This window comes from Paenibacillus sp. SRL342 (assembly GCF_984798905.1).
In genome coordinates this window covers 64,901-91,672 of record NZ_OZ481791.1, presented here as the reverse complement: position 1 = coordinate 91,672, position 26,772 = coordinate 64,901, and the positions used below count along the sequence as shown (strand labels likewise).

Below are 26,772 nucleotides of genomic sequence, written 5' to 3'. Positions count from 1 at the left end.
TATCATCTCCTAGTTGATATCGATTCTAGTGCCTACAAGTTTGATTCCAGTAGAAGAAATCTCAATATAATTACTCGCACTAGCTTCAAGACGAATTGTATGACCATTAGTGTAAGCCTTAATTCCTGCTCCCTGAGATTCTAAGATAATCCCTTCTGTACCTGAACCAACTTGGTTAGTCATCCAGATTCTTCTTGTATATGTTCCCGGTGCTTTGTAATCAAACTTGAATGCGCTTTGATCTTTGCGGATAAATCCAATTTCATTGTCACCATTACCATTACCAATGCCCAACTTAATTGCCGCAAAGCCAGCGTGACCTTCGCCTTCAACAAAGAATTTTAACTTTTCAAGGTCATTTTCGATATCACCCGTTCCAGTGTAGAAACTGAATATGTTATCTCGGATATAAATATAGTCTTGCACTTCCACGCTATTCAAAGTCTTTAAGGCGTTTACAGTAAGGTTTGATATGAATGAGCCATCAGGAAGTTTGATAGGTTCTTCATCTTCATCTCCAACAACGACTAACTTCTTCGCTCTCAATGTTCCATCAGTATGAATCCAGAATCTCGGATCGCCATTAACATCAATCGCAATACCCTCATTCGCATTCAAACGAATTTGCTCTCCATTTTGACCATTGATCGTGATACCATCAAGCCAATCAAATATAATTGCATCTCCAAGCTTTGCATCAAGGATTCTAAGTTTTCTTGTGCTCAATTCATCAGCGTATAAGTTGCCTTCAAGATCAACATAAAATCTCTTCTCCCAAATGGGACTACCAGCAGTTCCAACGTTCTTCTCGATCTTGATGCCTTCTGTAGCGTTTAGCGTGGTTCGGTTCATCATATTACCTCTGGTAACTACAATTCCGTTTTCAGCATCGATTACAGTATTATTGTAGTTTCTGCCCAACTGCAAAGAAGACTTCTCTAGGAAGTCTGCAAGTTTGGCTCTAGCACCTTCGTAGGCTTTATAGAAATTTTCCCAAACCAAATGGAACTGATATCTTGTCGAATGAAGATCATTGATGATATGCGTGGTTCTATTCATATCTGCGAATACAGGATTCATGTAAGATGTGAGTGCATTGTACGCTGAAACTAATTCATTCCCTGAAGATTGTAATTGATTTCTAGCGTCATCCAAACCATAGTAGGATGAATCTCTGTCATTATAAATAGTGGTTGCGTACCGATTTATTTGCTCGTTTAGGGTCACATACTGCTTGGTAATGCTCTTATACACATTGGCTAATACGATCTTCTCTGGAGACATAATCACATCATCTAAGATGATAGAATCTATTACAGTGAAGTCAAAGTTGAGTGCATCTGCATCAAGTAACACATCTCCGCGCTTGGTCTCAATTCGAAGGCGTTTTGCCACCAGATCCTCTGCAATGAGGGTTCCATCTTCGTAACTTGAGTTTCCAATAGAAGCATATACTTTATTAGTCCATTTGTTATTTTCCCACTTCTGAAGCGCCAAACCATTCGTAGCATTCAGAACCGAACGATATTTACCATCACTTCTTAGTGCGATAAATCCATATTCTCCAATAACAACGTTATTGTAGTACTGACCCATATTCAGTCCAGAATAGAATTGTGCATCTTCAATTTTGTTGCGAAGATTTTTCTCTTCATCGTAATAATTCTTAAATTTCAAGATAAACTCTGCGCGATCTGGGATCTCGCTTGTCTGTTCTGTCTTAGGGGAGTTTACGTTGATATTCAGAGGTGCTTGACCAACAATATCAATGTACTGTGACATGTAATTCAACAACGAGGAATAAGCATTTGTCAGCGGTGTTGTAGAGTAAAGATCAATCGTACTTGAAGACTTAGAGAAAAACTGAGAGTTAATATCGAATATATCATCTCTTTGGGAACGTTTGTATTTATCAGCTTGTTCAAGCATCCTGTGGTATCCAGCTTCAATCTTGTACAACTCAGTAATGATTTGCATTTTCTCCATAGTGGTCAACTTGTTATCCATAACGATATTCTTAAAATCACCAATATCTAAATAGTTGCTCTCAGAATCAAGAATGACATCACCAATGTTATTGACGATTTTAATATTCTTAGCTACCAGATCATGAGTATAGAGTGTTCCATCGCTTGGATCAGCCCACATGATCTTTTCCCATCCATCAGGATATTTACTTGTGTCGGTAGTTGCTCTCTCAATAACAAATCCTTCTCTATCATCAACCTTAACTCTTGTAATATCATTGAATGACCAAAGACCAAATACGTCTGGATTCTCATTCACCAATCCAAGCTTCATCACGAGTCTTCCGTTGCGATCAAAGATTTCACCTTTGGAACCTTGGAATTTAAGTACTCCATCCTCATCTTCAAGTGCAAGATTCACACCCATGAAAATTTTTCCGTAAATCCTCTCACCAACAATACCAGTTCCAGTAATAGCATGTTTCCAAGTATTACCACCATCGTTGGTAATAGCTAACATACCATTCAAGCCAACAAGATATGTCAATGGGTCGTTCGGATCTCGAATAATAAGTCCTCGATCAGAAATCTCAATAACTTGATCTTTTGCACCAAGAATAGCTTGCTTATTAGCATCCCAAATGTTGTTGATGATTTCATTAATAGAACCCTTATTTTCTAGCGACAAATCCCACTTCCATGAATCAATGGATACTGTTGTGGATGAACTATATCCCTTGTAAAGCATATCGAGAAACTTATCTCTGTTGGCTACGTCCTTCACATTACTTATGGTCACGCTAATCTCTTCATCTTCAAAGTTGTATTCTATTTCCGTGATCTTAGCCTTGAACACAACTTTCAGTCGTTCATGATCAATCCCGATAATGTCACCCATACCTAACTTATCCCAGTTGCGTTGCTCAGTAATCATCGATAGGAAGTTCACTAATTCAATCTTCAAGGTGATCTTCTGCTCTTTTAATTCTTCGAATGCCTTCATACCTTCAACAAGGAGATCCTTTGGATCTTCAATGTTAGAGTCTTGCCATTCTTTCTCTATGACATATTGATTTCTCTCGTCAAGAATTTCTGGTCTAAAGTTATTTTTAACGTCCAACAGCACTTTGAGAAGATTGATCTCATTCAAAACACCCAAATGAAGGTCTTCTTGTATAACAATTTCTGCTTCCTTCGAGCCGACTTGATATTCCTTGGCTCTGATCTCTATTAGTTTGGCATTCAGTTCTGCTGTTAACGAAACCAAATCGCTCTCCAAAAGAGTTTTATCTTTAAATGTATTGTCCAGATGATCAATATCATCGTTCATCTTAGAAATCCGTGTATTCAGTACATCTCGTTCATCCAAAAGAATCTTATATTCTGTTTTGAGCGTAGCCAATTCTCTCTTTTTCGTATTAATGATAGAGTTAAATGTTTCACGCTTACCCACAAGAACTGCAAATGCATCCTTGTTTTCTTGCAATAGCTGGTCATAAGCAATATTGGCATGGCACAACTCATCTGACATGTAGTCGCTGTGCTTGACAACCTCATGTTCTTTTAACTCGATTTTCACATTCGATACTGAGAACATTTGAGCATAACCCAAGAACCCGTATCCTCCAACAATATACGAACTTTCTTGAGCACTTAACACGAGTCTATTGTCTATCCATACTTTAATTGTGTCATTGTAAACTTCTACGCTCATTGTATAGTTGACATTGTAACTCCAACCATCAACTAGCAAAGTCTTATTGATTAGTGTTTCCACGCCATTTTCCACCTTATAAACTCTTACATGTGAATCAGTCCAGCCGAGACCACCATTAACTTTACCCGACTCCCAACCAACATAATAATAATTGTTTGGGTCTTGATACCCTACAACTGTACCCATCATATTGTCTCCATTAATTGCTCTAAGTGTCCCAGTAACTTTATAATTTTTAATAGATACACTATAATCATTCACAATCAATGTCTTAGTGTTAGCGGTAGACACACTATTAAGCAAACCATTCATTACTTGCCAATCTTGATCGCTGTGTTTCCAAGTGTTTTTGATTGTCGTCCCACTCGGATTTTCATTGCTGTAACTCTTCACTTCTTCATATGGATAAACGTAGTAACCAAAGTCTTCGATCCATACTGTTCCTGTAGGATTAATCTCACGAATTGAAATGTCTTCTTTGCCATACATCTTCATTCGAGTGAAAACTTCTTCAGCATTATCTTCTTGTGTTAGTGACTCCAAATATTTACCATACTTGATTTTGAAACCCTTGTTCTGACCAACGAGATCAGGCTTCACGAAGCTTACAGTTCTACTTAGAGTGTTCCATGTCACCAGTGCATTAAACGTCTTAGAGACCTCGAATACGAGTTCTAGGACTGTGTTGGAGGATACTTCTAATCCTCTTCGCTTCAGATCAAACTCACTGTCTACGTATCCAACTTTCCAGATGGTATCTATCAGCAGGTCATTCAGTATTTCAGTTGCAGTCTTAGAGATCGCTTCATATCCACGGATGATTTTATCATTCATTTCGTATCCCAATGACATCGCTTTAATCTCAACTTGTTCACCATCTGATTGACCATCTTTATTGATATTTGTGATAACAAAAAATTCAACATACGATCCCAATACTAATTTGACAACATATCTACCTCTCATCATTTCGTAATTTGGATTCATCTCCATTTGATGATTTTTTTCAACATAAACTGGTAAGGCAAAGTTCATCTCATTCAATGCACCAAGCTTCTGATTAAAAGTGATATCAAAGGCTTCATTCATTTTGGAGACAATTTGCTTGCTAGGTTTACATAAGAATAATTGAGGTTTTACTGGCTTCCTCTTAAAATCAATATCTCCAAGTCTCAACATAAAGCGATCATCTCCTTTTATCCTTGTAGCGTTTTAAATTCATGTCTAATTGTCAACTCAAAATCTCCCTCACCTGTTAACGAGTTCTCTCCTACTTCCAACTCAATGAAAACATCATTGTGATCGTCATATCGATATGTGAGTGGTAGGTTGGTAACAATATCTTCGTTTTCACAATCCACATAAACTTCTTCGTTGTTATTTAGATTGTTGAGAATAAGCATTTGACCATTTGTCTCATTGATCAGTTTGATCATTCCGCTTCCATTCTTTTTCGTAATCCACAACTCTGGCTTACACAAAGTATCACCTGTGTTGACTATTGTATGAGAACCTACGAAAGTGTACGAAAATGATTTGAAGATTGGATTAACAGTTCCTTCGCTCTCCATCTCAACTTTATATTGAAATTTTGCGTATTCCATTCCGTAGTAATCGTCTCGGAACAACTGACCATAAGCAACACTGTTTATTTTGATCCATTCTCCCCATGTAGAAGAGTCATACGAGATTCTGATAAAAACATCTACAGTTCCATCGTTAGCTGTATAATTCAAATCTATTTTTTCAATATAAGTCTCGAAATTCGAATCAATCGAGAACTCATCAGATATATAGATTGTTTTTTGCGGAAACAATTCAAACCATTTCTTCATCTAGTCACCTCCAAAAAGTAAAAAGGCTACCAGATATCGGTAGCCCACATTGATTAACCTATAACAATAACACTGTACTGATTGACTGTTGGTGCAACACTAAATTCAACAATCACATTATTTATATCAGGATACTTGACGATAACATTGCTGATTAAAGCAGATTGTGCTCCCAATTCTCTCACCGCAACAACTGCATCTTGAGTATCAAGATTGTGGTTGATCGTGAACACTCTCTTAGTTCCATCACCAATTGTTTCCTTATACTTTCCTGCGACACTTAGATTCTTTCTTGCGTCCTTAGCATTAGTTGCACCAGTTCCACCCTTATCCACTTTGATCGTATCCGCTTCCCACTTACCTGTTGTAATGGTACCAACAGATTCAATGGTATTCGTATCGCCTACAGCGCCAAATGGTACAAACTCGCAACTCAACCCTTTTTCTTGCCAAATCACCGTCTTATATACAAACCATCTGACACTTCCATCTACAACCGTTGATCCAGATACATTCGTCCAATTCGGTTCCCCTACCCCTGATGTGCCAGAAATGATACATTTGTAGTAGTAACTCTTGTCTCCGACAGTCGATACAACAATATCATCAATAGAATAAGTATAGGAGGACTGCCAGATTGTATGACCAAACAAATCAAAAAAAACACTATCTGGTGTAGTAGGGAACGATGGCTCACTTAATGCGCTTGTCCCACTCGCTATACACTCATAATAATGTCCATTGTTAGCTTGTGATATTGTTTTGTCTTTTAGATTATATGTCGTCTGTCGCATCCACTTTGGAGCAAACGCTCCTGTCCTCAAATTAATCCACCCTGAGAAACTACCAACGTTAGGGACTCGGTTCCAAATCTTCTTTCCAGATTCGTAAACTCTTCCAGATATCAGATATCCCAAAACATCAGATACAGTTTCATCAAACGCATCGTCTAACACTTTGAAGTTTTTTGACAACTCGTCAAGTGTTAAGTCTGCTTCGTCATCCAAACTAGGTTGATATAACTTCAATTTTTCTGTTGTCATTATAAAATATCCCTCCACTTCATTCCAGAGAATCTTCTCCACGTCTTATCTATCTTCTTCGTAGTTAGTGATCCATTAACAATTTCAACGTTTTCCATGTAACCCATGTCATAATTAAAAGTGTTTTCTACCGCACTTTTTGTTAGTTTTGAACTACCAAACTGCATCTTTTCTTTCAAAGATTTTTGAGCATAACTATATGAACTGTCACATCTCATTTTGAGTGTAATATATCCCTGCTTTGCACCATTATGAAATAAACTGGAATCACCTTCAATCATGCAATAAAAAACACGGTTGGGGTTATCCACCGTGTAGAATGGTTTATAGTAAGGTTGAAACAGCCATCTCGCAACCTCTCTTAGCTTTCTTTCATCATATCCATTCTCAAACGCAAATGTTAATTCAAACTCAATTGGTTCTTGTTCAATGGATTGAAAATACGGTTTATCTCTGCCAGCAACTTTGGATTCCACAATGCTTCTTGAAGGAAGGAATGTTTCTTCAAACATTCCTCCATCAATAGTGCAATTGAGAAGACCCATGTCTACAGAGTGAACACCATCATAATAAAAATGAATTCCCTCCAACATTAGAATCGTCCTCCCTTAGTTCTCTTGATTTTATTAACAATCTGATCAGCAACAGTATCAGCAACCTTTTTGTCAGCGTTACCTTTAATGTTGACCTCAATGTTATATTCGTTATGCTCCGATTTCTCAGTTGTACTTGTTTGTTGTACTGGTGTGGCAATGTTGCTCATAGCGTTTACTGTAGGAACATTCGAATTAACTTTAGCTAAAGCTTGAGTTGCGTTCAGAATGTGTTCGGTTTGTTTCTCGTTCAAGACAATTTCTTTTTTGTGTAGGACACCGAGTCGTCCTTCGTTGCCACTCCAATCGCCCGTATATCCACCAGTATCAAATGTGTAAAGTTTAGTTTTTCCATCTTTTTGATACCATGTTCCGTTTTTATACACAGCACCAATTTCTTTGCCTAACTTCTGGTTTTCATCTAGAAGTTCTTTCTTTCTCTTGTCATCTGCATTATGCCATTCAAGACTGTTTTGCTTCATCTGTTCGATCTTTGGCTTATCTTTAGTTGCTTGGTCTTTCGCTTTGTCCGCTTCCGTTAGTTCGTTATTTTTAGGAGTATCAACTGTCGGCTTCAAGTTTCCATCCAGATTTGTTGTATTGTTTTTAGTAGTTGAGTTTTCGTAAGATCCGATTTTTAATGTGCTCAAATCCTTCATTGCATCAATGGCTTCTTGCACTTTGTAAGTAAAGTTTTCAGTAACTCCTTTACTCAATTCAGCCATTCTTTCGGTAACGTTACTCGACCATGTATCAATGTTCTTAAACATTTCATCGAAGTTACCTGCTAAAACTTGTTTACGCATCTCAGCAAATTTCTTCTCATTGTTTAGTTCAGCTTCCCAGTATTCCTGTTTCTTTTTAGCTTCTTCGTCAAGAGAATCAACAAGATTATCTAGATCGTCTTGATATTTTTCTTTTCTGTTTTCCAGTTTTTCTCTTTCAGCATCAAGATCATCTTCTAGATTATTTTTTCTCAGTTCAACTTGTCGATCATGTTCGAGTTCAGATAGCTCAAGTTCTTTGTCTGATAACTCTTTCACTAATGCAGATTTTTTCAGTTTAGCTTCATACGAATCATCCATTGAAAGAATATCGATTTGTTTTCTGAGTTCATCTGTTTCCTTGATAAGTTTGTCAGCATTGTTTTCGTGATCTCTTGCACTCTCAGCACGATCAATGAGTTTCATTTGTTTGTCATAAGCTTCTTGTAAAGCTTTCAACTCATCATCGATTTGTTTTAATCGCGCATCATGTGCTTCCTGTTCAGCTTTTGTTTTTTCTTCGTAATATTTCTGATCAGCTTCCTGCATCAGTTGAAGTTGTTCTTTGTAAAGTTCGACATATTGATCAGATATAGTTTGATACACTTGTTTAATCTCCAAGTTCGTATCTTTTATTTCGTTCCCCACTTCTTTTTGTCTTGCCTTTTGATTTTTAATCTCTTCGGTAATCTTCTCTACCATTTCAAGATTGTCTCCATATAGAGCCAATTGACCTTCGAGATACTTGATGTTTTTAGCTATGTCAGCCTGTTCACCTTTGTTTAAGGAGAGGATTTGACGAAGATAATCAATACGTGTTCCATAGTCAGCATCATCTTCTAAGTCATATTTCATCTTATCTCTGATGTCAGAAATAGCATCAGCATATTTCTCTGCTTCATCTGCAAACTGCCACAGATACTTTTCAAGTCCAGAATTAGCAATAAGTGTTTCCACTTCAGTTATGCTAGTTGCCATACTGTAGATAGCTTCCTTCTTCGCTCTAATCAGTTCGTTTAATTCATTCTTCTGAGCATTATTTAGATTCTTATTTGTGTCTCTTTCTTTAATCAAGAAAGCTAACTCTTCTTTGTTGAACTTTTGTTCTTGACTCAACAGTTTCAGCTTTTCTTTAGCATGATCACGATAAGCTTGTGTTGTAGAGTCGTACAGAGACATAGCATACTCTTGGTAGGCAATATCATCAGACATCGACTCTCGCTGATTGTCGTACAAAGAAATCATACCTTGAACTTGAGTCATTCGAAGTTCGCTAATCTGACTTGCAACAGAATCAGATTCAGAACCGAGTTCCCTCAGACGATCCTCTGCTTCTGAAATTTCCTGTTGAAGTTCTGCCGCTACTGCTCGTGCTGTTTTTCCTTCATTTGGATTAGATTCAATTTGAATTAAACCTGTTTTTTCAAGCTTCTTCGTTTTAATTTGTTTCTGTAACGATGCTATCTCAGCATCAATCGCTTTTTTCTTTTGATTAGTCAGATAAATCTCTTGGTTGACCGATTTCTTATAAGCTTCAGTCCAAGTGCTATTTTCGGATTGAAGTTTTTGTTGAATTTCAATCTGTCTGTTTAAGGAAGCGATTTTCTTAGCATACTTATCTACCACAAAGATAGCATCTTGCAATTCTTTTTTTTCTTTTTCTTTCTTTTCTTTTTCGGGTTTATCCAGACTACCGATTTGTCCGAGTTGATCAGAAATTTGTATATTTGCAATTTTCTCCATAGCTTCAATATCTGCTTCAGTGTTGGCAATATTCTGTCTACCAGCAACTACAGCATCTTGTAACGCTTTAGCTTGATCGTTTTTCTCTTTTGTTACCTTGCTTACATATCCATCCATAAGAGGATTAGAGAATCCACTGCCAGATGTTACTGTTGGTTCTTGTGCTTTAGCGGCATCAGCCGTAAAGGGAGCACTGTTATTATTTATTTTATTCGCAAGGTTATATGTTTTCATTAAGCTAATGATGGATTGCATCTCGGTGTAGTTAGCATTGATAGCTGTTCTAGCTTTTGCAATTGACTGTTGAGCCGCTAGTTTTTTCTGAGCCAAATCTTTTTTGAACTCTTTTTCCTTTTCTCTTGCCAATTCTTTAATACTATCCTTTGTAATTTTAAGAACTCCGTTTTCCACTTTCATTGTTTTTATTAATTGAGGATGTTTGCTTATCAAATCTAATGTTGTACTTAATGACAATTCTTGACCATCTTTCAGCGATCCATAAGCAGAATCAAGATCCCCTATTGTTGTTATTAAAGTTTGGAATGGATTCATTACATCGGCAGTGAATTCAAATGGCTGTAACTCTTTGTTCGTGATTGTGTTATATGCTTCCAAATGCTTCTGTATAATTTGATCATACATTGAGATCATCGGATTATTTGGATCAACTTCTTGGAGTTGGGCTTTCAATCCTTTTATTTGATCTTGCACCTTCTGAAAGTTTTCAACTGTAGGAGCCATCATTTCATCTAAATTTATTCCATTTGTTTTCATGTTTTCAAACGCTTGATTCACATAATCAGGGATGTTTTTTAACGTTTTCTCGATGTCAGGGCCGAAATCAGCAATGTTTTCTGTTAGATTCTTTTTTAACTCATCTAAGAATAAAAACTGATTAGAGTTAATATCTATGTTCAAATTGTCAGTAAGAAGGTTGAATGATTCATCAATTACCTTTACTAGTTCACTTGATTCGCTAGTGACAATACCTTTTGTTGTTTCGATTTCTTTTTTCCAATGCTCTCTGAAAGATTCAGTTTGATTGCTCAACCCTTCAATCATCTGCAATGCTTCATCTACGTTCTGTGTTTTCGACAATACTCCTTGTAACGATTGATATGAGATTGCATCTCTAGATTCTTCAGGAATCTTAGCATATGCATCGATTATTTTTTGCCTAAATGTATCAACAACATCAAGATAGTTTGATTCGTCTAGTGTTTTCACTTCGTTTTCAAGGTATTCTTTTGCAACACTAAACATCTCTTGAGTGCCCTCTGATTTAACAAGGTTATTTTCAGCGTCTTTGATTTTTTTTAATTGTTTTTCTACATCGCTGAAATCTGTTTCTCCAATAGTGATGTCTAATTTCTCTTGCCTATCTTGCAGTAAAGCTTGTTTTTGTACTCTAATAAGTTCTGATACCTGATCGGTGGTTTTCATAACTGCTTCGCCTTTTGCATCATAGTAAGCGATAAGTTCAGGCATTGTTCCCTTGATTTGATCTATTGTTTGAAGGTATTTTTGTTCCTCTTCTGTCGATCTTTTAGTTCCTTTAGCTTGCAATTTCATAAAATCGCTATAATTAAAATCTTGTTGTCCAAAAGTCTCCTTATATGCATCTAAGAGTTTTCCAGTTTTATTTATTTCTTCATCTAAATAAGCTGATCTCTCTCTGCTTGCTTGTCCAAAAGCTGAGAATATTTCAAAAATTACTGATGCCGCAATACCAATTAAAGATAGTTTTCCTGCGAACTTAAGGAGATTCACAAGTATTTTACTGAACTTTCCAGCCTTCCCTGCAACACCATCAAATTTATCCCCTAACTCTCCAATTACAAAAACCGAATCTCTAAGTTTTTTATTGGCTAACAGAGCAAACAAACCTACCAATCCTGTTCCTATGTTGGCTCCACCCATGATGTCTGTAATTTTAGTAAGTAAATCAACTAAAACAGTACCGAAATCGATGATTCCTTTCATAGCGTCAGTATCAATCAGAGTTATCCAGAATCTTTCAACCGCATTGTTGAACTGTCCAATTTTGTATTGGAATCCACCCATATATGCATCAAACTCTTGTGCGGCAGAACCAGCAGAATTTGTGGCAGATACAGCGGCGGCTTCAGCGTCATCCCAGTTTTGAATAATTGCGGCTACAACGTTACCTTGTTGCTTTCCACCCATTTTCTCTACGAGGTTCGCTCTTTCTAGATCAGAAAGTTTATCCCAAATACTTACTACTTCCTCAAAGATTTCATATGTCGATTTAAATGTTTGACCATCTTCTTCCATGATCTGAATGGCACTTTCGCCCATCAACCCAAACTGTTTGTTAATTCGATCAAATGTATTTTGAAGAGATGACCCCAGTTCTTCAACTACCTCTCCCTCTTCGGACACACCGCGCAGTCTCATGGCAACTGTCTTGAGGGAGTTACCAACTTTTGCAGGGTTTTGAATAATTGAGTTAGCGGCGGCAGACAACGCAATAGCTTCTTCCATTGAGTTTCCAGCTTGATTCATTACAGCGGCACTACGAGTCATTACTTGCCCGATTCCGTCTGCGGTAATTGCGAAATTATTCGACACTTCATTGAACATGTCAACAACTTTTCGAACGTTGTTTCCAGCATCATCTACTTCTACACCAAAACCTTGAATCGTACCTGTGAGATTATCACTTGCTGTTTTAACATCCATGTCACCAACATTGGCGTATAGAATACTATTTTTACCAAGCGTTGTTGACTGTTCAAGAGTATATCCTAATCTTTGGAATGCTGTAGTAGCTTCAATTACATCTTTTGCAACAACACCTAATTCTCTACCCATATCGGAAGCTGTTGTCTTAAATGATTCTAATTGTTGGGCACTCGCTTCGGTTACTTTTTGCAGATTAATCATTGCGGCATCTATATCTAGTAGAGACTGGAATCCTTGTCTAATCTGTTCCATGGTTCCATAGACAACCGACATTGCCGTAGCCCACACTGGTACTTTCTTGAGTGCATTTCCGAGTTCACCGAAAGTAGAATTTCTTCTTGCTTGATCGTTGTCTCTAAGTCTACGAGATTCACTGTTCAATCGATTTATAGATTGTTCAACTTCTCGTGTGGCTTCATCAAACTCTTGTCCTACTTTATTCCCTAACCCAGAAACTTTTTGTCTAATCTCTTCAATGATTCTGTTTAATTTAATGGCTTCAGACGAGTTTACACCAAATCCTTTTGTTGCTCGATAACTTGCATTCTCGAATTTATCATTGAGAGACTGCTCTTTCTTGTCTCTCGAATTCCCACCAGAGTCAGCACCCTTTTGTTCTCTTGCTAATTGCTTAAGTGCTTGGATTTGCTTCTGTAGTGCCCTTTGTTCTTCGTAGGATAGTTGTGTACCACGCTGTTTAAGAGCGTTGATTTGTTGTTGTAAAGCAGTAGACTGTTGTTCCATCTGCTGTTGTCTTTGGAGGTTCTGTCTTTCCTCTTGTGCAAGTCGCGCTAAGGATTGTCTTCTGGCATCAAGGGTTGCTTCCTCTTTTGCAGATATACTTGTACCCTTCTCTTCTAAGGCATTAATTTCTCTTTGAATACTCGCAGACTCTTTTTTGATCTTATTGATCCTATCGTCATTAGATGCTTGCTCTTTAGTCTTTTTGACTACATCATCAATCATATCTCCATATTTATCAGCAGACTTAACTGCACTTAATTGATGATCTGCAATCAATTTGAGTCTTTTGGCTTCATCTTTCCCTGCCTTAACAATATCATCGTTCAGTTTAAGAAGCTTTCTCATCTCATCTTCGATTAGAGCAACATCTCTCTTCGAAGTACTGAAGTCTAACATACTATTTAAGCCTTTAGCATCATCAACTATATTGGTAGGAACGTTCCCTTGTTTTCTGATATTATCAATCTTCTCATTGTTTCTTCCTTTAGTTATGTTGCGAGTCTCTTGACGATCTGCACGTTTCACAGACATACTATTCAAGCGGTTTATTTGAGTCTCAATGCGCTTTAAGTCCTGCTCATACGTCTTAGAATCCGCGCTAAGGCTTTGCATGGACTTCCTGACACTATCGAACTCATTGTCGTTTACAAAGCCCTGAGACTTGATTTTGTCGATATCCTTACCCCAATCATGGGTGTTGACTCTAATTTTTCGCTGTTTGGCATCCATGTTTTCATAACGAATAGATTCTGCTTGTTTTCTAAGCATTTCGTCATAAGCCTTGTTTACCTTTTTTAATGCGTTCTCAAGTTGAAGCATATTTTCAGCCGATTTAACGCCAGCCACAGCGTCATTCATATTAGTTTTGTCTTTTTCTGACATATACTTGTTGTCGAGTTTACCGCCATTTACTTTTTTGTCAATCTTCTCGTATTCACTTTGTACTTTACGTCCAAATGCAACTTTCTTTTCTTGGCCTTGAATCTTTGTAAACTGATTCTGAATTTCTCGTAACTTCTTTTGCAGTTCATCTAAATTCTTGAAATCACCAGCATCCAATTCTCCAACCAGTCTACCCATTTTCTTCTTAGAAGCAGGATTAGAAAAATTCTTACTCTCGACTTCAGCTAACTTATTAGCCCATTTAATAGCTTCTCTCGCTTGCACTTCTTTTGCTTTGTTTGATTGCAACATTTTCTTTTCTAGCTTGTCATAATGCTCAATTAAACTATTGATAGCTTTTATTTCGCCATGGAACCCTTCGTCTCCATTAGCCATCATCAGGTTAAGTTTAGTCAGTCTCTCAGTAAGCTTCTCAACCTCACTGAGATTAGACTTTGTTACATTTTTCATAGAGTCGATCTTATTCATGGCCTTACTTACATAAGCATCTAATGCCGCAAAATTACGTGTATCAACTGGAGACTTATCAATTATTCCTCCATTTTCATCTTTTCCTTTTGTTTTCGTCCTACTAGAAAACTGATCACCAGTTGTGATGGTCTGCATTTTATTTCCAGCACCATCCGTTTTTTCAACAACCTTCATTAGTTTTCCGAACTCATTTCGTACCGCTTGAAGTTTTTTTTGCGCCGAATCTAAAGATCGAGTAAGCTCATCTCCAGCTTCAGATAAGTCTATTTTAGAAATACCTTCCAACTTGGTTTTAATATTCTGAATATCTTTTGATTCACTTTTCAATCCAAAGTCTACATCGATCTTTCCTAACTTAGAAAACAGTTCTTGAATATTTTTTACCTGCTTAATCACTTCGTCTTTATTGTCAAGAATTAGATTTAGCTTCATCTTATATGTAGAGCCAATACTCTCAATAGACTGCTTAATTTCTTTTTCTGCGTTAGACATATCCACGCCAATTAAAATATCAAAATCGGACATCTATAAACACTCCCTTTATGCTGTATTAAAAAACAAAAGGGAGTGCATTATACACTCCCTTGAAATTACTCGTATTCGATTTCCTCAACAATTTCACACCATCTGTCGTACTCTAAAGCTTCTCTACCTTTAAAAGTCTTATCGCAGTTCAAAATTATATCTTTTATTAACAGCAGTAATTTCTTGCGTTCTTCAGTCTCATCGATAATAAAGTCTTCATTGAGCAACATGTAGTATTCTTTATTGAACGCTACTCGGTCAGGAACATCATATGCTTTATTTTCTCCCATTTGGATAATGATCGGATTCCCTTCCTCGTCAAAACGTGCATACTGACGAATCAACTCTGCATGCTCCTCTTTGATTAATGCGGCTCTTTCAGCTAGAACATTCTTCACGAATCTTGTTCGTAGATTTGATTCATAACCCTTCATCTCAATACCCATTAAAAAATTAGCAAACATTTCAACCTCTTCGTTTTTCATTTTCATCTAAAACACTCCTTTTTCTCTTATAATTCAAATTTCTTCTTAGAGTCTTGTAGTTTTTTCATGTCTCTCTGAATATAGTGCTTCAACGTTGTTTCAGGTGAGTTGTGGTTCAAGAGTTCTTGAACTTCTTCCAGTGCCATTCCTTTGTTATACAATAGGGAGCTACCACTGTGCCTGAAGTCATGGGGATGCAAATCTGGTACACCAATAATGCTACCGATCTTTTTCGTCCATTTGGTCTGCATGACATTATTGCTTGCTTGACCCCAAGTTCCATTGTATTTAGTTATAAATAGATATTCACATTCAGCACCCATCTCTTTTCTCTTGTTCATCCATTTTTCAATCAGGGTCATTGTCAAATCCGAACATAAACCATTGACAAGTTTACCTTCTTTTTCTTTGATCTTCGTGATCATCCCAGTTTCAAAGTCAATTTGATTAACCTTTATATTATTTACCGCATTCACGCGAAGCATGGTTGAAATGGAAAGTTCGAAATAAAGCTGAAGTTGCAATTCATCGTTGTCTTCAAAATATTGTCTGATGGCGGAAACTTGGTTTTCAGTAAGGAAGGTTTGAATAACCTGCGGCTTCTCTCCTGCTCCAATTTTTGGTCGTTTTATATAATCTAGTGGGTTGGCCTTTATCTTTCTCTTCATTAGAAGATACAAAAAAAACGAGGAAATAGAACTCAGTCTCCGCTGAATCCTTCGCTCGTTATTCCCCAAAAACGTAACGCAAAAAGCTACGTAGTCTTCTATTATTTCGACCATATCTTCCATTCCGTCATTACCATTGTCTTCATCATCTTCACCTTTTAAAATCTTAATAATATCTTCTTCGTCAATTGCCCCAGATTTATATTTGTCACTTATAAATACTAGCCACTGATTGAAGTCTGACTGATAGTTGGTTTTTGACGAGTCACTTAGATTCATACTCATTGCACCAAAGTATCTCTGAATATGTCTTTTATTCTTCTCAGAAACCTGCTCCATTTTTTCTTTAGTCGCATAACGTACATACTTCCTCTTCATATACTCACCTACTTATTCATAAAGTTCTTCAATTTATTGGTTATATCGCTCTTATTTAAATTACTTTTCGCATGACTCATAAAGTCCCTTGGAGCATAGAAAGGCACGAATCTACCACCACTATGTCTAGCGTACATAGAGTCATAGCTTGGATATCTCGAATGCTGTACAGTATAATCGGTTAATCTAGCCCACGATCCACCTCTGATAATTAATGGTGCAAGCAAACCAGAATCACTCTTTGCTCTCGCTTCATTCACAACCATAAAGTCAAAGCCACTTACACTTGAATTAAGAGTGTAATCTTTCATTGTGCTCTTATCTCCTAATCCACCACCAGAAAATTCTCTCCTATTATATTGTTTGGGAGTATAAACATTGTAGACTTCCTCAGTGATGGATTTTTGCATCTGCTCTTGCACTACAGGAAGAACTTTCTTTTTCATCCCTTGTTTTGCTTTTTCAAGAATGGCCTTCTTAAGTGCGCTTACATTTTTAACAGCCATAGGCTTAATCCATCAATGATTTATCTTTTAGTTTTTTTCTAACTTGCTCTTTGAAGAATTCAACCTCTTCTAAGTTGCTATCAAAGTTGTTTACGACATTTGAGATTTCTCTGTGAATTTTATCAATCTCATCTTCGTCAAACGCGATAAGTATCTGAAATAGTGCTCCACTATTCGTCATATGATCGATTGCCTTTAACTGTTCGGGAAGCTTGTCAGGTAATTTCAGTGTGGTGAAATGCTTAACAATAAGGAAGATCATGTAGGGTGTAAACACTTTGTCCATTGCATCATTTCCACTTTTAATACGCACTCGATCTAGCTTATCTACCAATTCTTGTACACATTGAATTACCTGAATAGTACTGAAGTGTTTGAAAATTTCTACTTTGAAGAATTGAATCTTTTCATCAATATCTAACTGAACGACAACCTCTGTTACGTTCTCGTATTTTTCACTTGCCCTCTGAATGACCTCATAACTTAGTTCTTGCAACTGCTCTGTCATTTGAAAACCTCCTTTAATCTCGCATGTTGTGTCCGTAAGAAGACACAAAAAAAATGGTGAAAGGGAAAATCCCTCTCACCATTAAAAGTGTTTACTCGGTACTTTTTTCAGCACTTTATTGAATTTTAGTAACGAATAATTTTAACCATATCAGTGCTCTGTGGATCTTTAAATACATCAAGATTCATATCGAACACAGATGGGTCGCCATCAGGTTGCATTGTAAGTGTAAACGCGGAACTTACTTTAACCTTCGGCAATACAATCTGAACCTTCTCGTCTTGTCCTGTTGCTTCAGAACGCCACACTGTTTTACCAACAAAACGGTAGTAGCCGCCAAATTGATCAGATTTCAGTGTAATCACTTCTGCTTCAGTAACAGTTTGATACGTGAAGTAAACAATTACCTGAGTTCCAATAGCAAGAGATGCCGCTGGAACAGAAACATCTTTACCTGTCACTGTGATAGAAGCTTTAGTAACCTCTTCGTCTTGGCTATAACCATCAGTAGTTTTATAAATCTCTACGGAACCAACGTCTGGAGTTTCATCCAGAGCGAAAGTAGAGTTGCCAGCACCATCGTCTACAGTATAAGCAAGAACACGTTCAAAGATTGTTTCAATTTTCTTCTCCAACTGAGTACCAGATTGCATAGCGATTGCTTTCGGGTTCGCCAATGCATCCTGAATATTAAATGTTGCAGTTCGGTTGAAGTCCCAACCAATCAAACGTGGTGCTCCTTTACCGCCAGTTGCATATACAGTTTCAGCGGCGTTTTCTAGATTGGACAATTTAAGCGTGTCCATAAACAGTTCAGCTTTTCCAGTCAACAGATTATACAAAATACCATCTACAACTTCCTTAACACCAAATCGTGACATGTGTAATCACTCCTTCTAACATTTCTAATTTATTGCGCTCATAGATAATAGTGGTTAAGGCATCCAAACTTCGTCTATTTTGGATACAATCAACCCTTGCTTGACCAATGCTTAATTTTAATATTCTGAGCACCAGCTAACATAGATTTAATACTGATGTCGTATTGATCGATAATCTCCATGCGTTTAAACTTCCTGTACACTTGGTAGACTGTCATGCCAATAACATTTAGTTCGTTGATCCCGTAAGACTTAGAGGAGATGGCTGATAGAATGTCATAGAAGTCTACTTCAGAATCCTCATTACTCTCTTCTGTGGCCTGACTCTTCCTCTTCTTTAATTCATCCCTCTTCTTTGCTACAGCATCCATTTGTGCTTTTAGCTTCTTAGTTTCTTCGTCTACTGGATTAAAGCTATCTTCCAATCTCTTTTCTTCAAAACTATTAATATAATTTTGCCACTTCAAAATCTCTTGTACCTGATAGTAGTTATCTTTATTTATTATTTTGACATCATCATCACTGATGTTCACGAACACTCTCAACTCATCTTTATCGAGAACAATGTCACCTCTAAAGAAAAGTTTTAATGCTTCTTCGAAGATCATTTCAATTTCACGACCAGCATGATTTAAGAGTAGTTCAAGCACATGAATATCCTCTCGTGTTGAGTCTTCAAGAAAATCATTCGAATCCAACGTGAGGATGTTCAGGTATTTCATATACTCTGAATAGCCTACATCTACAATTTCTTGTACAGTGAGAGGGGTTATGTCACCATAACCTATTGCGTTAATAGGTCTTCCAGAGAATAGTTTTAACTTCAAATCTATATCACGCAAACGATCACCCCTCTCTTAGAACTCTGTAGTTGTTGCTATAAGTCTGACTCCTTCAAACTCTTCATTAATAACTGTGTGATCAGCTTCTACGAAGTGAAGTTCTCCAAGCCCCTGAATATTATTATCCTTAAAGATTTTCAAAATTAAATGTAGGATCTCATAAGGTCTAATGATCTTCTTCCCATCATCTGTGAGTAGCCAGATGCTTTTGTGTACCACAATGTCAAAAAGAACAACAGTTCTACCAACGTGACTATTGTTTGTAAACTTTAAGTTTGGATAGTAAATGTGCAACTCAGTTCTAATATCTTCTTTGAAGTTCACATCAAATGGATATGGAAATATTCTTTCAGATGTGCCTTTGGGTGCAATAGCATGAGGATCGATTGACTGTTGAGAGGGGTTATCTCCTGTCCAACCGATGTAATTGATAAGCTTCTTATCCTTGAGAACTTCGCCAATAATAGCGATTATATTTTCTGATAATTTTTCGAACTTCATTGCCATCCACCCCATCCTGAATTACCGCTTGTGTCAGCAATCTGATTTTCCTTATCATCTGTGTCTGAAGTATTTGTAAATGTGAGAGTGAGATTTAAAACTCCAACTCCGTTGTAAATATCTGATACCGAATCAATAGAAGAAACCTCATATGCTGTTTCATCAAAAATAAACCTCATCTGAGGTTTAATGGTTTTCGTATCTTGGTTGTACTGCACCTGCACTTTAAACTCTCCTTTAGAGGAGTAAATCACCTTCGTATCATCAATCTCATATGTCTCTCCTTGCGCTGAACACTTATATTCCTTGATCGATCCCGTAGAGTCTTTCCACTTTAAACTCCGATTGCAGAGTTCGACATCTGCCTTCGGATAAACTTCATTATCAACGGAATCTACAATCAGGTAAGTATCATTCTTTATCTCTACATATGATCCTAGATCAACAACACTATTTGGTCTTAGAAGTAGATCGATCTTCTTCGACTTCTTCCTGTTGATAATGCAGTCCGCTTCTACTCCATTGATCTTTACCACTCTATAAGATGGAGACTTACTAAACATATCGTTAACATGAATAATCGTGTCATTGATAATCGCCTGAGTCATATTAGGATTATTTTTTCCAAGCATTTTTTGATAGAGAGTTAAATCCATTTTAATTCACTCTCACTTTCTCGATCAAATGGATCGCTTTGAAAACATCGCTTTTCAAGAGTCTATGATTTTCATAATTCAAACCTTTGAGAGTTCCGCTTAATGAAATCATCTCTTCTCCATAAAATAATTTAGAGTTACCAATAATCTCCCTGACAAGAGAGTCAACATAAAATCCAAGTGTGCTTACATTCTCCTCATTCATTGGGATAATTTTAAAGATTCTCCCAATCAACTTAGACATGTAAGCATCTAGGCTTACCCCATCAATCTTACCCATTGGTGTCATCATGACAATTCATCTAGTCCATTTTGATAAGAATAGACAACCATCAAATTAGAAACCTCTAAATTTAGAGATTTAACTAAATTCAAGAGTTGTCCAAGATGCGCTTGCGAGGAATATATTTTATACTCTTTGTCAGTTAGGATTTGCTCTAAGTTCTTGATGTGAGTGACTTTTCCTGAAACATAACTAATGCTCATTAGCGTAGCTAGAATTTCTTTTTCGAAGTCATTTAGCGTAGAGTTAAACGTTTGCTCTTTTACATTGATACTCAAGTCTGTTGTTGTACCAGTGAAGCGAACTATCGCACTTCTAAGATGCTTGTACAACAAGGCTTCCAAGTCTCCCGTCTCATTAAGAGATATGAATGAATAGTCAGTTACCTTAAATAGAAAGAAATCATATACATCTGTGAGAGGAGTTGACATAGAAATTACCCCCTCAAACCGATTTCAACATTGAATCGTTTGTTCAAGAATTTAATCTTCTTGCTGGAGTCCAGTTCACCAGACTTCTCTAATTCCATTGCTCTAGAAACGATTAGGTGTTTAATGCCTTTAGGGGATTTTTCTACAACGTCTTCGAACTCAGCTTGGTTCATATTAAAAATCACATCAATTTGCTCAGGGTTCTTGATGTTCTCATACATTTCAGTCAACTTAAGTTTTTCAACGGCTCTATCATCCAAAACTAAAATGAAAGGTTCATCGAAGAAACGGCGATAAGATGTGCGCATTCCAAGAAGTTCTTGATATTCAAGATGATCAATATCCCCATATTCATTCCATCTAAACTCATTTCCAGTTCTTTTCGATGTATAAATCAACTGTCCATTTGTGACATTCATGACAGGGATAAGCTCAAATCTCTCGACTTCAGTATCTTCAGTTTTCTTCTGAACAACTTCTTTCTGCTCTGCTTCAAATTCTTGACGTGCCTTCTCTTTTGCTTCAGCCATGATCTCAGCCATCAACTGTTCCTTCATCGCCTTCATCAAGTCCTCTGTAACAGCCTGTGATGCTTGTTCCTGCGCTACATTTGTCTCGCTAGACTCATCAATCGACTCGGCTTCCAACTCTCCTAGAATTGATTCTAGTTGCGCTAGAGACTTCTTCATGAGATTAGCCTTCGTATCAACCTCTTTGATTTTCAAAATCGCTTCCACCAATTGTGCTTTCGTCATCGTCATATAAAACATCTCCTTTTTCTCTCTTCTTTGTAGTCCACTCTAAGGACATCATATTAATAAAATAAAAAAGCAAGGAAGACTGAAGTCCTCCTTGCTTTAAGTGAATCTGCGCTCAATCGCGCGGGGTGCTAGACCCACAATAAAACTACTATGCGATACGGTAGATACCATATTTAGCCGCAGAAAGTACCGCTACACCAGCTTTTTTAATGAAGGTGTAATCACGTTGGAAGTCTTTACGGTTCGTGCCATCTCCCTCAACGATCATGGAATCGCCTTCCATTACCAACTTAACGAACTTATCTGGAGTCTTAGGAACTACCATGATGAAGCCATTGTCAATCGCAAACTCATCAGAACCTACTTTATGTGCTTGCTTGATAGCCATCATTTCAGTGCCGTGGAAGTTACCGTAGAAACCAAAGTCGTTTTTACGCTCCACAGTCTTCTGAGACTCAGTACCATAGTTTATCTTCGCTAGTGCCGACTTAGTACCCAAAATCATTACATCCATTCCTGTAGCCGCTTCGATGTGAGCAATCAATTCATCAAGCTTGCCTTCAGAGAATGTACCAGATACAGCGTAAGTGGAACTCAGTTGATTGTAGCTGTTATAAACAGCGTCATAGATCAAGTTTTGAATTTTGTTCTCGTAAGAACGCGCAACATTCGCAACCAATTTAGCAAAGTCTTGGCGACCAGCCAACAGTCGGGAAAGTTCTTCGTAGACAGCTACACCCATGATGTAAGTCTTAACTGTCAATTCACCAGTATCCAAGCGGTCACGGCGAAGGTCGCCATTACCATCAGAGATGATGGCTACGTCAAACAAACGATTTTCTTCAATAGTGAACACCTTAGCGTCACCATGTTCAATTACAACAGTCTCTACGAATGTATCGAACTGACCTTTAATGCCTTCTTCAACCAGAATATCCAATGCTTCTTCCAGAATCGCGAACAGGTTAGGGTTGTTACGGAAAGATTTAGGTGTCAGCTTCTCAGAACCACCATTCTCAGCGATCAACTCTCTACGAAGCACCTCCATTGAATCAGAACGAGAAAACTTAGTTGCTTCTCCTTCACCGCGATATACTTCAATTGCCAATTTAGCAGTATTATGCATCTGTATTTCCTCCTTATAATAAACCTCATATTTTTTAGAAAATCACCAAACAGCCCTAAGTTTAATTAGGGCTGTGGGGCTTTAGTAAATGTACTTTCTTTAGTTCTTTATTAGGCTTTAACAACACGAAGCTGATAAGCAACGTCAGCGTCATAACCCAGAGTAGTCTTGCGAACTACTTCCAGAACCAAACTAGTTTCAGCGACTCCTTGCAGACCGTCAGGGGATGCTTCCAGCTTCAAGGAATCCAACTGTGGAACCACAAATTGTCCTACAACTGGTGTTCCATCAATCAAGTCGGCTGTGAGTGTAATTACATCACCTTTTACCAAGTGATATGCACGACCTTGATCACCTGCGTCTACTTGGAAGTGCTTGAGTCCTGCTTGACGCGGATCAGGCATTACCTCTGGTGTAGCGTGGAGCAAGAATTCATTTTTCAACTCTGCATCAGTTGCCGCTGTCTTTACTGCATAAAGTTCAGTCTCATCACCGACCAGTGCTCCCAATTGTACAAAATGTCCATTCTTCAGTACTGCTGTGTGTCGGATGGACTCAAGGTGTCCACCAGTAATCTTATCCAATCGAGTAACTGCCATTTTATTTCCTCCTTCGGAAAATACCATAATTTGATTTGTATTTGTTTTTAGGGTGGCGCACAACTGCCCCACGATCTTATGATTAATTCACACTCATACCATGCTTCTTAAATAACTCAGCAAAGCTAGATGGAGTAGGTGTTTCTTTCTCTGGAATCACACCAATTTTCATGCTGTAACTCGTATTCCCTTTAGGTGCGGAGTACTTGATAGCCTTACGACCAACCATCTCAAAGCATTTGGATTCAATTTGTTCTAAAGTGAAGTTATGAACATTCTCGCGAATCTCAGAAACATCTTCGTCTGAAAGCTTGTCGAACTGAGAAATTACTTCCTCAGCCAAAGCTTCGTGCTGTCCCTTAAGTACATCTGCTTGGAATGATTTTAATTCTGTATTCTCTGTTTGATACTGTTCGAAGCTAGAACGCATAAGTTCAAGAGCATTCTTCTCGTCGTTCGTTAGGAACGATGCAAAAACTTCACTAACAGAGCCAAGAGAAATGTTATCTCCATCTTTTGCATACTCTACCTTATGGAACTTCTGACCATAATCGTCTTCTACGATAATGTGAGTTTCATATACTGAAACAATATAATTCCAACTCCAATCCTCTTCTTGACCATTTGCTAGAGCAATATGTTGATCAAGTCCTGCATAAAGTTTGGTACGAATATCATCGTGAGACAATTCAAATCTAAGTGAGAACTTATCTGGATCAGTTGCTTCTGGCTCAGGATCAGATCCTTGTCCTTCTTGGGAGAATTCGCCTTCTGGAGTACCACCTTCAGGATCGCCTTCTGGTTTTGGATCAGGATCAGCTTCAGGTTCACCTTCGGCTTCAAAAACTTCTGCAAGTTTTAGCTCCAAATCCTCAACAGAATATGTGGTAACATCAACACCCTTTTCAGAGAGTGCTTCAGCGGTCGTTGAATATTTAGCTAACAATTCTTCAAGATTCAAATCTTTCACCTCCTTTTCTTGACTTCTTTCAAAGATCAATTGAAACTCTTCTAATTTACGGGAAATCTCTTCTTGGTAAACTTGAACATGAGACGAAAAGTTCACTTCTACACTAGCTTTTTGCATCGCTGGTAGAACATCTTGTCCCAATAAACAAGCACCATAGAATGAGAATCTGGTAAAAACAAGAACTCCTTCTTCGTTAAATTCCGCATCATAATCATCGTGTAGCTCCATTGACTGTGAGACTTCACCGAAGTTATTCAGGATATTTACTCCATCTTCTAACTTAGTCCACATTAGTCCATCGACCACAAGGTATTCCAAATCATTATTGAAATCACCTTTCTTAATTTCGAAACGAGGATTACAATTCTCAGGGATCACCCCATAGGCTTGTCCAACATAGCGAGTTTTCAGGTCGCCATCCTCAACAACAAGTTCTACTTCATGTCCCCTGAAGTCTTTATCTCCTAATCTGGATTCTTCTACATAACCTAAGATAGGAGTATTCTTCAAAGACTCCATCGCATCCTCAACAGCTTCTTTTGTGAAGATGCTGTTGTTATAATTTTGTCCTAAGTGCATGAGCCATATTTTAACTTTTTGGAAACGAGTATCAATTTGATCTACTTTCTCAAAAACAACAGGAATAGCCTTGAGTACATTTTTCATTGTTTTCACCTCCCTCTATTCCCTGTCTTTGTTATCTTCACCCTCTCGTTGAGACTCACCTTTTTCAGAAAGATCATCTTCATCAACTTCAGGTCTTCCACCTTCTTTTGTACTTTCTTCATCTCCTGATTGCGTATGAGAAGAAGTCAATGGTCTAAAGTTGTCAGTCAACATTAAAACCTGTTCTTCTAGGAAGTTCATTGACACAACCGAACTAGGAGAAATACCAAGACAAGCACAAAGCATGATCTTGACTGGGAGTCCATACTGAGCACTCTGAATAAGTTCTTCGATTCTCTCTTTCCTGTTAAAGATAGTATTGTCAAGGATTCTTAGACGGAATTTAAATGATCCGCTAATTGCATTCTTAATCTTCCCTGTTCCAATTCTCTCCAACTGCCTGAGAACACCAAATACCTCTGCTTCATCTACACTAATCGATTTAGCTAAAGAAGACGTTCCACCTTCAGGGTTAAACAACTGTTTAGCCGTACCTGCTGATGTATAGAAAGCATTTTCAGCGTTTGCTACATTATCAACTTCAGACTTATCTTTGCTAAATTCAACCGTATCAATTTCAAAAGGCGTACTAAATATCCCTATTTCATCTGGAAGTAGAGCCGCTGTTTTATTGTGAAATATCGCAACCGTTTTTAAGTCCATTCGGAAATCGTTATTCTTATCAGAACCTTCCCTCATCGGAATCTTCTCAACAATGAATTTGTAATTCCCCATAACTGCACTCGCTAGGCGTAATGCTTTATAGGACTCGATGTCGAAAATGTCTCCAAACAAACCAGCAAATGGAGGAATGTCATTATAAGACTCCTCATTAACTTTGATGCAGATTGATCGTGAAGGATCAACCTCTTGCCACTTCGGTTTACCAGATTTATAGGAATTGTACATTTTTACAAACTCTTTAGGGTACAACTCTAACTGATCTGCATTTCTTTCGAAGTATGATACATCAAAACTAAAAGTGTAAACACCGTCTGCAATTCCACTGATTTGGCAGAAGTCATAGGGAAGCTCCTTAATGAAGTAGGTATCTTTAGTGTATAACTCAAAACCGTAGAATGTTCCCAGTTTCCAAGCAGACACCAGAGCCTTCCTGTATTCATGTCTGATATTCATCAACTCAACAAAATCAAGAGTCTTATTATAATTGTTGCGCAAGCTTTTGATATTCACATTTTTAGAAGTGTCTAATCCATGCAATTCAACATAATAATCAAGAGTAGCCATATTTGCATAGTAGTTGACCAGTCTTCGATAATGCGGTGAAAAGTCATACAGATACGCACTCATTCCTTGCAACTCTTTAGCATACCTTTTAGTATTAGCTAGATATGTCGCAACGTTAGCCTTTGTGTAAGACTTGGTGATAGCAGATGTATTCTTGCTCAAGTCTTTAACAACCATTTCTGTTACCTTGGCGAAATCTAATGGAATAGATATCGGCTTATAATCTTCTTCACTCATTTAATGACCATCTCC

General features: G+C 37.6%; 20 protein-coding genes. All 20 read right to left on the bottom strand.

Annotation, left to right across the window (positions count from 1 at the left end):
* Positions 1–9 precede the first annotated feature (9 nt).
* Positions 10–4,863, bottom strand: a complete 4,854-nt coding sequence (locus AC4E8D_RS32520) for a phage tail spike protein (protein WP_490206534.1) — start codon at positions 4,861–4,863, stop codon at positions 10–12.
* A 17-nt stretch (positions 4,864–4,880) separates the two neighbouring features.
* Positions 4,881–5,519, bottom strand: a complete 639-nt coding sequence (locus AC4E8D_RS32515) for a phage distal tail protein (RefSeq protein WP_490206533.1) — start codon at positions 5,517–5,519, stop codon at positions 4,881–4,883.
* Positions 5,520–5,572: 53 nt separating this feature from the next.
* Positions 5,573–6,562 carry a hypothetical protein gene (locus AC4E8D_RS32510; RefSeq protein ID WP_490206532.1) on the bottom strand — a complete coding sequence of 330 codons (990 nt, stop codon included), beginning with the start codon at positions 6,560–6,562 and terminating at the stop codon, positions 5,573–5,575.
* The gene (locus tag AC4E8D_RS32505; RefSeq protein ID WP_490206531.1) at positions 6,562–7,155 is read right to left on the bottom strand and encodes a phage tail domain-containing protein; all 594 of its coding nucleotides are present in this window, start codon (positions 7,153–7,155) and stop codon (positions 6,562–6,564) included. Before AC4E8D_RS32505 ends, AC4E8D_RS32510 begins: the two co-directional genes overlap by 1 nt.
* Positions 7,155–15,011 (bottom strand): phage tail tape measure protein, encoded by a 7,857-nt coding sequence (locus tag AC4E8D_RS32500; protein ID WP_490206530.1) that lies wholly within the window; start codon positions 15,009–15,011, stop codon positions 7,155–7,157. The genes AC4E8D_RS32505 and AC4E8D_RS32500 overlap by 1 nt, the downstream gene beginning before the upstream one ends.
* A gap of 65 nt (positions 15,012–15,076) precedes the next feature.
* On the bottom strand, positions 15,077–15,502 hold the full coding sequence (locus AC4E8D_RS32495; RefSeq protein WP_490206529.1) for a hypothetical protein: 426 nt from the start codon (positions 15,500–15,502) through the stop codon (positions 15,077–15,079).
* A gap of 20 nt (positions 15,503–15,522) precedes the next feature.
* On the bottom strand, positions 15,523–16,542 hold the full coding sequence (locus AC4E8D_RS32490) for a tyrosine-type recombinase/integrase (protein ID WP_490206528.1): 1,020 nt from the start codon (positions 16,540–16,542) through the stop codon (positions 15,523–15,525).
* Positions 16,543–16,550: 8 nt separating this feature from the next.
* On the bottom strand, positions 16,551–17,048 hold the full coding sequence (locus tag AC4E8D_RS32485; RefSeq protein WP_490206527.1) for a hypothetical protein: 498 nt from the start codon (positions 17,046–17,048) through the stop codon (positions 16,551–16,553).
* Between the two features lie 4 nt (positions 17,049–17,052).
* On the bottom strand, positions 17,053–17,556 hold the full coding sequence (locus AC4E8D_RS32480; protein WP_490206526.1) for a hypothetical protein: 504 nt from the start codon (positions 17,554–17,556) through the stop codon (positions 17,053–17,055).
* Positions 17,557–17,681: 125 nt separating this feature from the next.
* Positions 17,682–18,437 (bottom strand): hypothetical protein, encoded by a 756-nt coding sequence (locus AC4E8D_RS32475; protein WP_490206525.1) that lies wholly within the window; start codon positions 18,435–18,437, stop codon positions 17,682–17,684.
* Positions 18,438–18,526: 89 nt separating this feature from the next.
* Positions 18,527–19,279, bottom strand: coding sequence for a hypothetical protein (locus AC4E8D_RS32470; RefSeq protein ID WP_490206524.1), 753 nt, complete (start codon positions 19,277–19,279; stop codon positions 18,527–18,529).
* A 15-nt stretch (positions 19,280–19,294) separates the two neighbouring features.
* Complete coding sequence (locus AC4E8D_RS32465; protein ID WP_490206523.1) at positions 19,295–19,786, bottom strand: hypothetical protein; 492 nt, start codon at positions 19,784–19,786, stop codon at positions 19,295–19,297.
* Positions 19,777–20,436 (bottom strand): hypothetical protein, encoded by a 660-nt coding sequence (locus tag AC4E8D_RS32460; protein ID WP_490206522.1) that lies wholly within the window; start codon positions 20,434–20,436, stop codon positions 19,777–19,779. Before AC4E8D_RS32460 ends, AC4E8D_RS32465 begins: the two co-directional genes overlap by 10 nt.
* A gap of 1 nt (position 20,437) precedes the next feature.
* Entirely contained in the window at positions 20,438–20,728 is a 291-nt protein-coding gene (locus tag AC4E8D_RS32455) for a hypothetical protein (RefSeq protein ID WP_490206521.1), read from the bottom strand.
* A complete protein-coding gene (locus tag AC4E8D_RS32450) occupies positions 20,725–21,150 on the bottom strand; it encodes a hypothetical protein (RefSeq protein ID WP_490206731.1) in 426 nt (141 codons plus the stop codon). Before AC4E8D_RS32450 ends, AC4E8D_RS32455 begins: the two co-directional genes overlap by 4 nt.
* Positions 21,151–21,155: 5 nt before the next feature.
* Positions 21,156–21,911, bottom strand: a complete 756-nt coding sequence (locus AC4E8D_RS32445) for a hypothetical protein (protein ID WP_490206730.1) — start codon at positions 21,909–21,911, stop codon at positions 21,156–21,158.
* Between the two features lie 148 nt (positions 21,912–22,059).
* Positions 22,060–23,037, bottom strand: a complete 978-nt coding sequence (locus AC4E8D_RS32440; RefSeq protein ID WP_490206729.1) for a hypothetical protein — start codon at positions 23,035–23,037, stop codon at positions 22,060–22,062.
* Between the two features lie 110 nt (positions 23,038–23,147).
* On the bottom strand, positions 23,148–23,636 hold the full coding sequence (locus AC4E8D_RS32435; protein ID WP_490206728.1) for a hypothetical protein: 489 nt from the start codon (positions 23,634–23,636) through the stop codon (positions 23,148–23,150).
* 82 nt (positions 23,637–23,718) lie between these two features.
* Positions 23,719–25,272, bottom strand: a complete 1,554-nt coding sequence (locus AC4E8D_RS32430) for a DUF8531 domain-containing protein (protein WP_490206727.1) — start codon at positions 25,270–25,272, stop codon at positions 23,719–23,721.
* 15 nt (positions 25,273–25,287) lie between these two features.
* Positions 25,288–26,757 carry a hypothetical protein gene (locus AC4E8D_RS32425; protein ID WP_490206726.1) on the bottom strand — a complete coding sequence of 490 codons (1,470 nt, stop codon included), beginning with the start codon at positions 26,755–26,757 and terminating at the stop codon, positions 25,288–25,290.
* Between the last annotated feature and the right edge of the window lie 15 nt (positions 26,758–26,772).

Excerpts from the sequence above, each read along its gene's own strand:
- AC4E8D_RS32465 (WP_490206523.1), bottom strand. The coding sequence starts at position 19,786 with ATGGCAATGAAGTTCGAAAAATTATCAGAAAATATAATCGCTATTATT.
- AC4E8D_RS32500 (WP_490206530.1), bottom strand. The coding sequence starts at position 15,011 with ATGTCCGATTTTGATATTTTAATTGGCGTGGATATGTCTAACGCAGAA.
- AC4E8D_RS32425 (WP_490206726.1), bottom strand. The coding sequence starts at position 26,757 with ATGAGTGAAGAAGATTATAAGCCGATATCTATTCCATTAGATTTCGCC.
- AC4E8D_RS32520 (WP_490206534.1), bottom strand. The coding sequence starts at position 4,863 with ATGTTGAGACTTGGAGATATTGATTTTAAGAGGAAGCCAGTAAAACCT.
- AC4E8D_RS32515 (WP_490206533.1), bottom strand. The coding sequence starts at position 5,519 with ATGAAGAAATGGTTTGAATTGTTTCCGCAAAAAACAATCTATATATCT.
- AC4E8D_RS32445 (WP_490206730.1), bottom strand. The coding sequence starts at position 21,911 with ATGACGATGACGAAAGCACAATTGGTGGAAGCGATTTTGAAAATCAAA.
- AC4E8D_RS32485 (WP_490206527.1), bottom strand. The coding sequence starts at position 17,048 with ATGGCTGTTAAAAATGTAAGCGCACTTAAGAAGGCCATTCTTGAAAAA.
- AC4E8D_RS32435 (WP_490206728.1), bottom strand. The coding sequence starts at position 23,636 with ATGGCAGTTACTCGATTGGATAAGATTACTGGTGGACACCTTGAGTCC.
- AC4E8D_RS32430 (WP_490206727.1), bottom strand. The coding sequence starts at position 25,272 with ATGAAAAATGTACTCAAGGCTATTCCTGTTGTTTTTGAGAAAGTAGAT.
- AC4E8D_RS32455 (WP_490206521.1), bottom strand. The coding sequence starts at position 20,728 with ATGATGACACCAATGGGTAAGATTGATGGGGTAAGCCTAGATGCTTAC.
- AC4E8D_RS32480 (WP_490206526.1), bottom strand. The coding sequence starts at position 17,556 with ATGACAGAGCAGTTGCAAGAACTAAGTTATGAGGTCATTCAGAGGGCA.
- AC4E8D_RS32450 (WP_490206731.1), bottom strand. The coding sequence starts at position 21,150 with ATGTCAACTCCTCTCACAGATGTATATGATTTCTTTCTATTTAAGGTA.
- AC4E8D_RS32475 (WP_490206525.1), bottom strand. The coding sequence starts at position 18,437 with ATGTCACGATTTGGTGTTAAGGAAGTTGTAGATGGTATTTTGTATAAT.
- AC4E8D_RS32490 (WP_490206528.1), bottom strand. The coding sequence starts at position 16,542 with ATGAAGAGGAAGTATGTACGTTATGCGACTAAAGAAAAAATGGAGCAG.
- AC4E8D_RS32440 (WP_490206729.1), bottom strand. The coding sequence starts at position 23,037 with ATGCATAATACTGCTAAATTGGCAATTGAAGTATATCGCGGTGAAGGA.
- AC4E8D_RS32460 (WP_490206522.1), bottom strand. The coding sequence starts at position 20,436 with ATGGATTTAACTCTCTATCAAAAAATGCTTGGAAAAAATAATCCTAAT.
- AC4E8D_RS32510 (WP_490206532.1), bottom strand. The coding sequence starts at position 6,562 with ATGACAACAGAAAAATTGAAGTTATATCAACCTAGTTTGGATGACGAA.
- AC4E8D_RS32505 (WP_490206531.1), bottom strand. The coding sequence starts at position 7,155 with ATGTTGGAGGGAATTCATTTTTATTATGATGGTGTTCACTCTGTAGAC.
- AC4E8D_RS32495 (WP_490206529.1), bottom strand. The coding sequence starts at position 15,502 with ATGAAAATGAAAAACGAAGAGGTTGAAATGTTTGCTAATTTTTTAATG.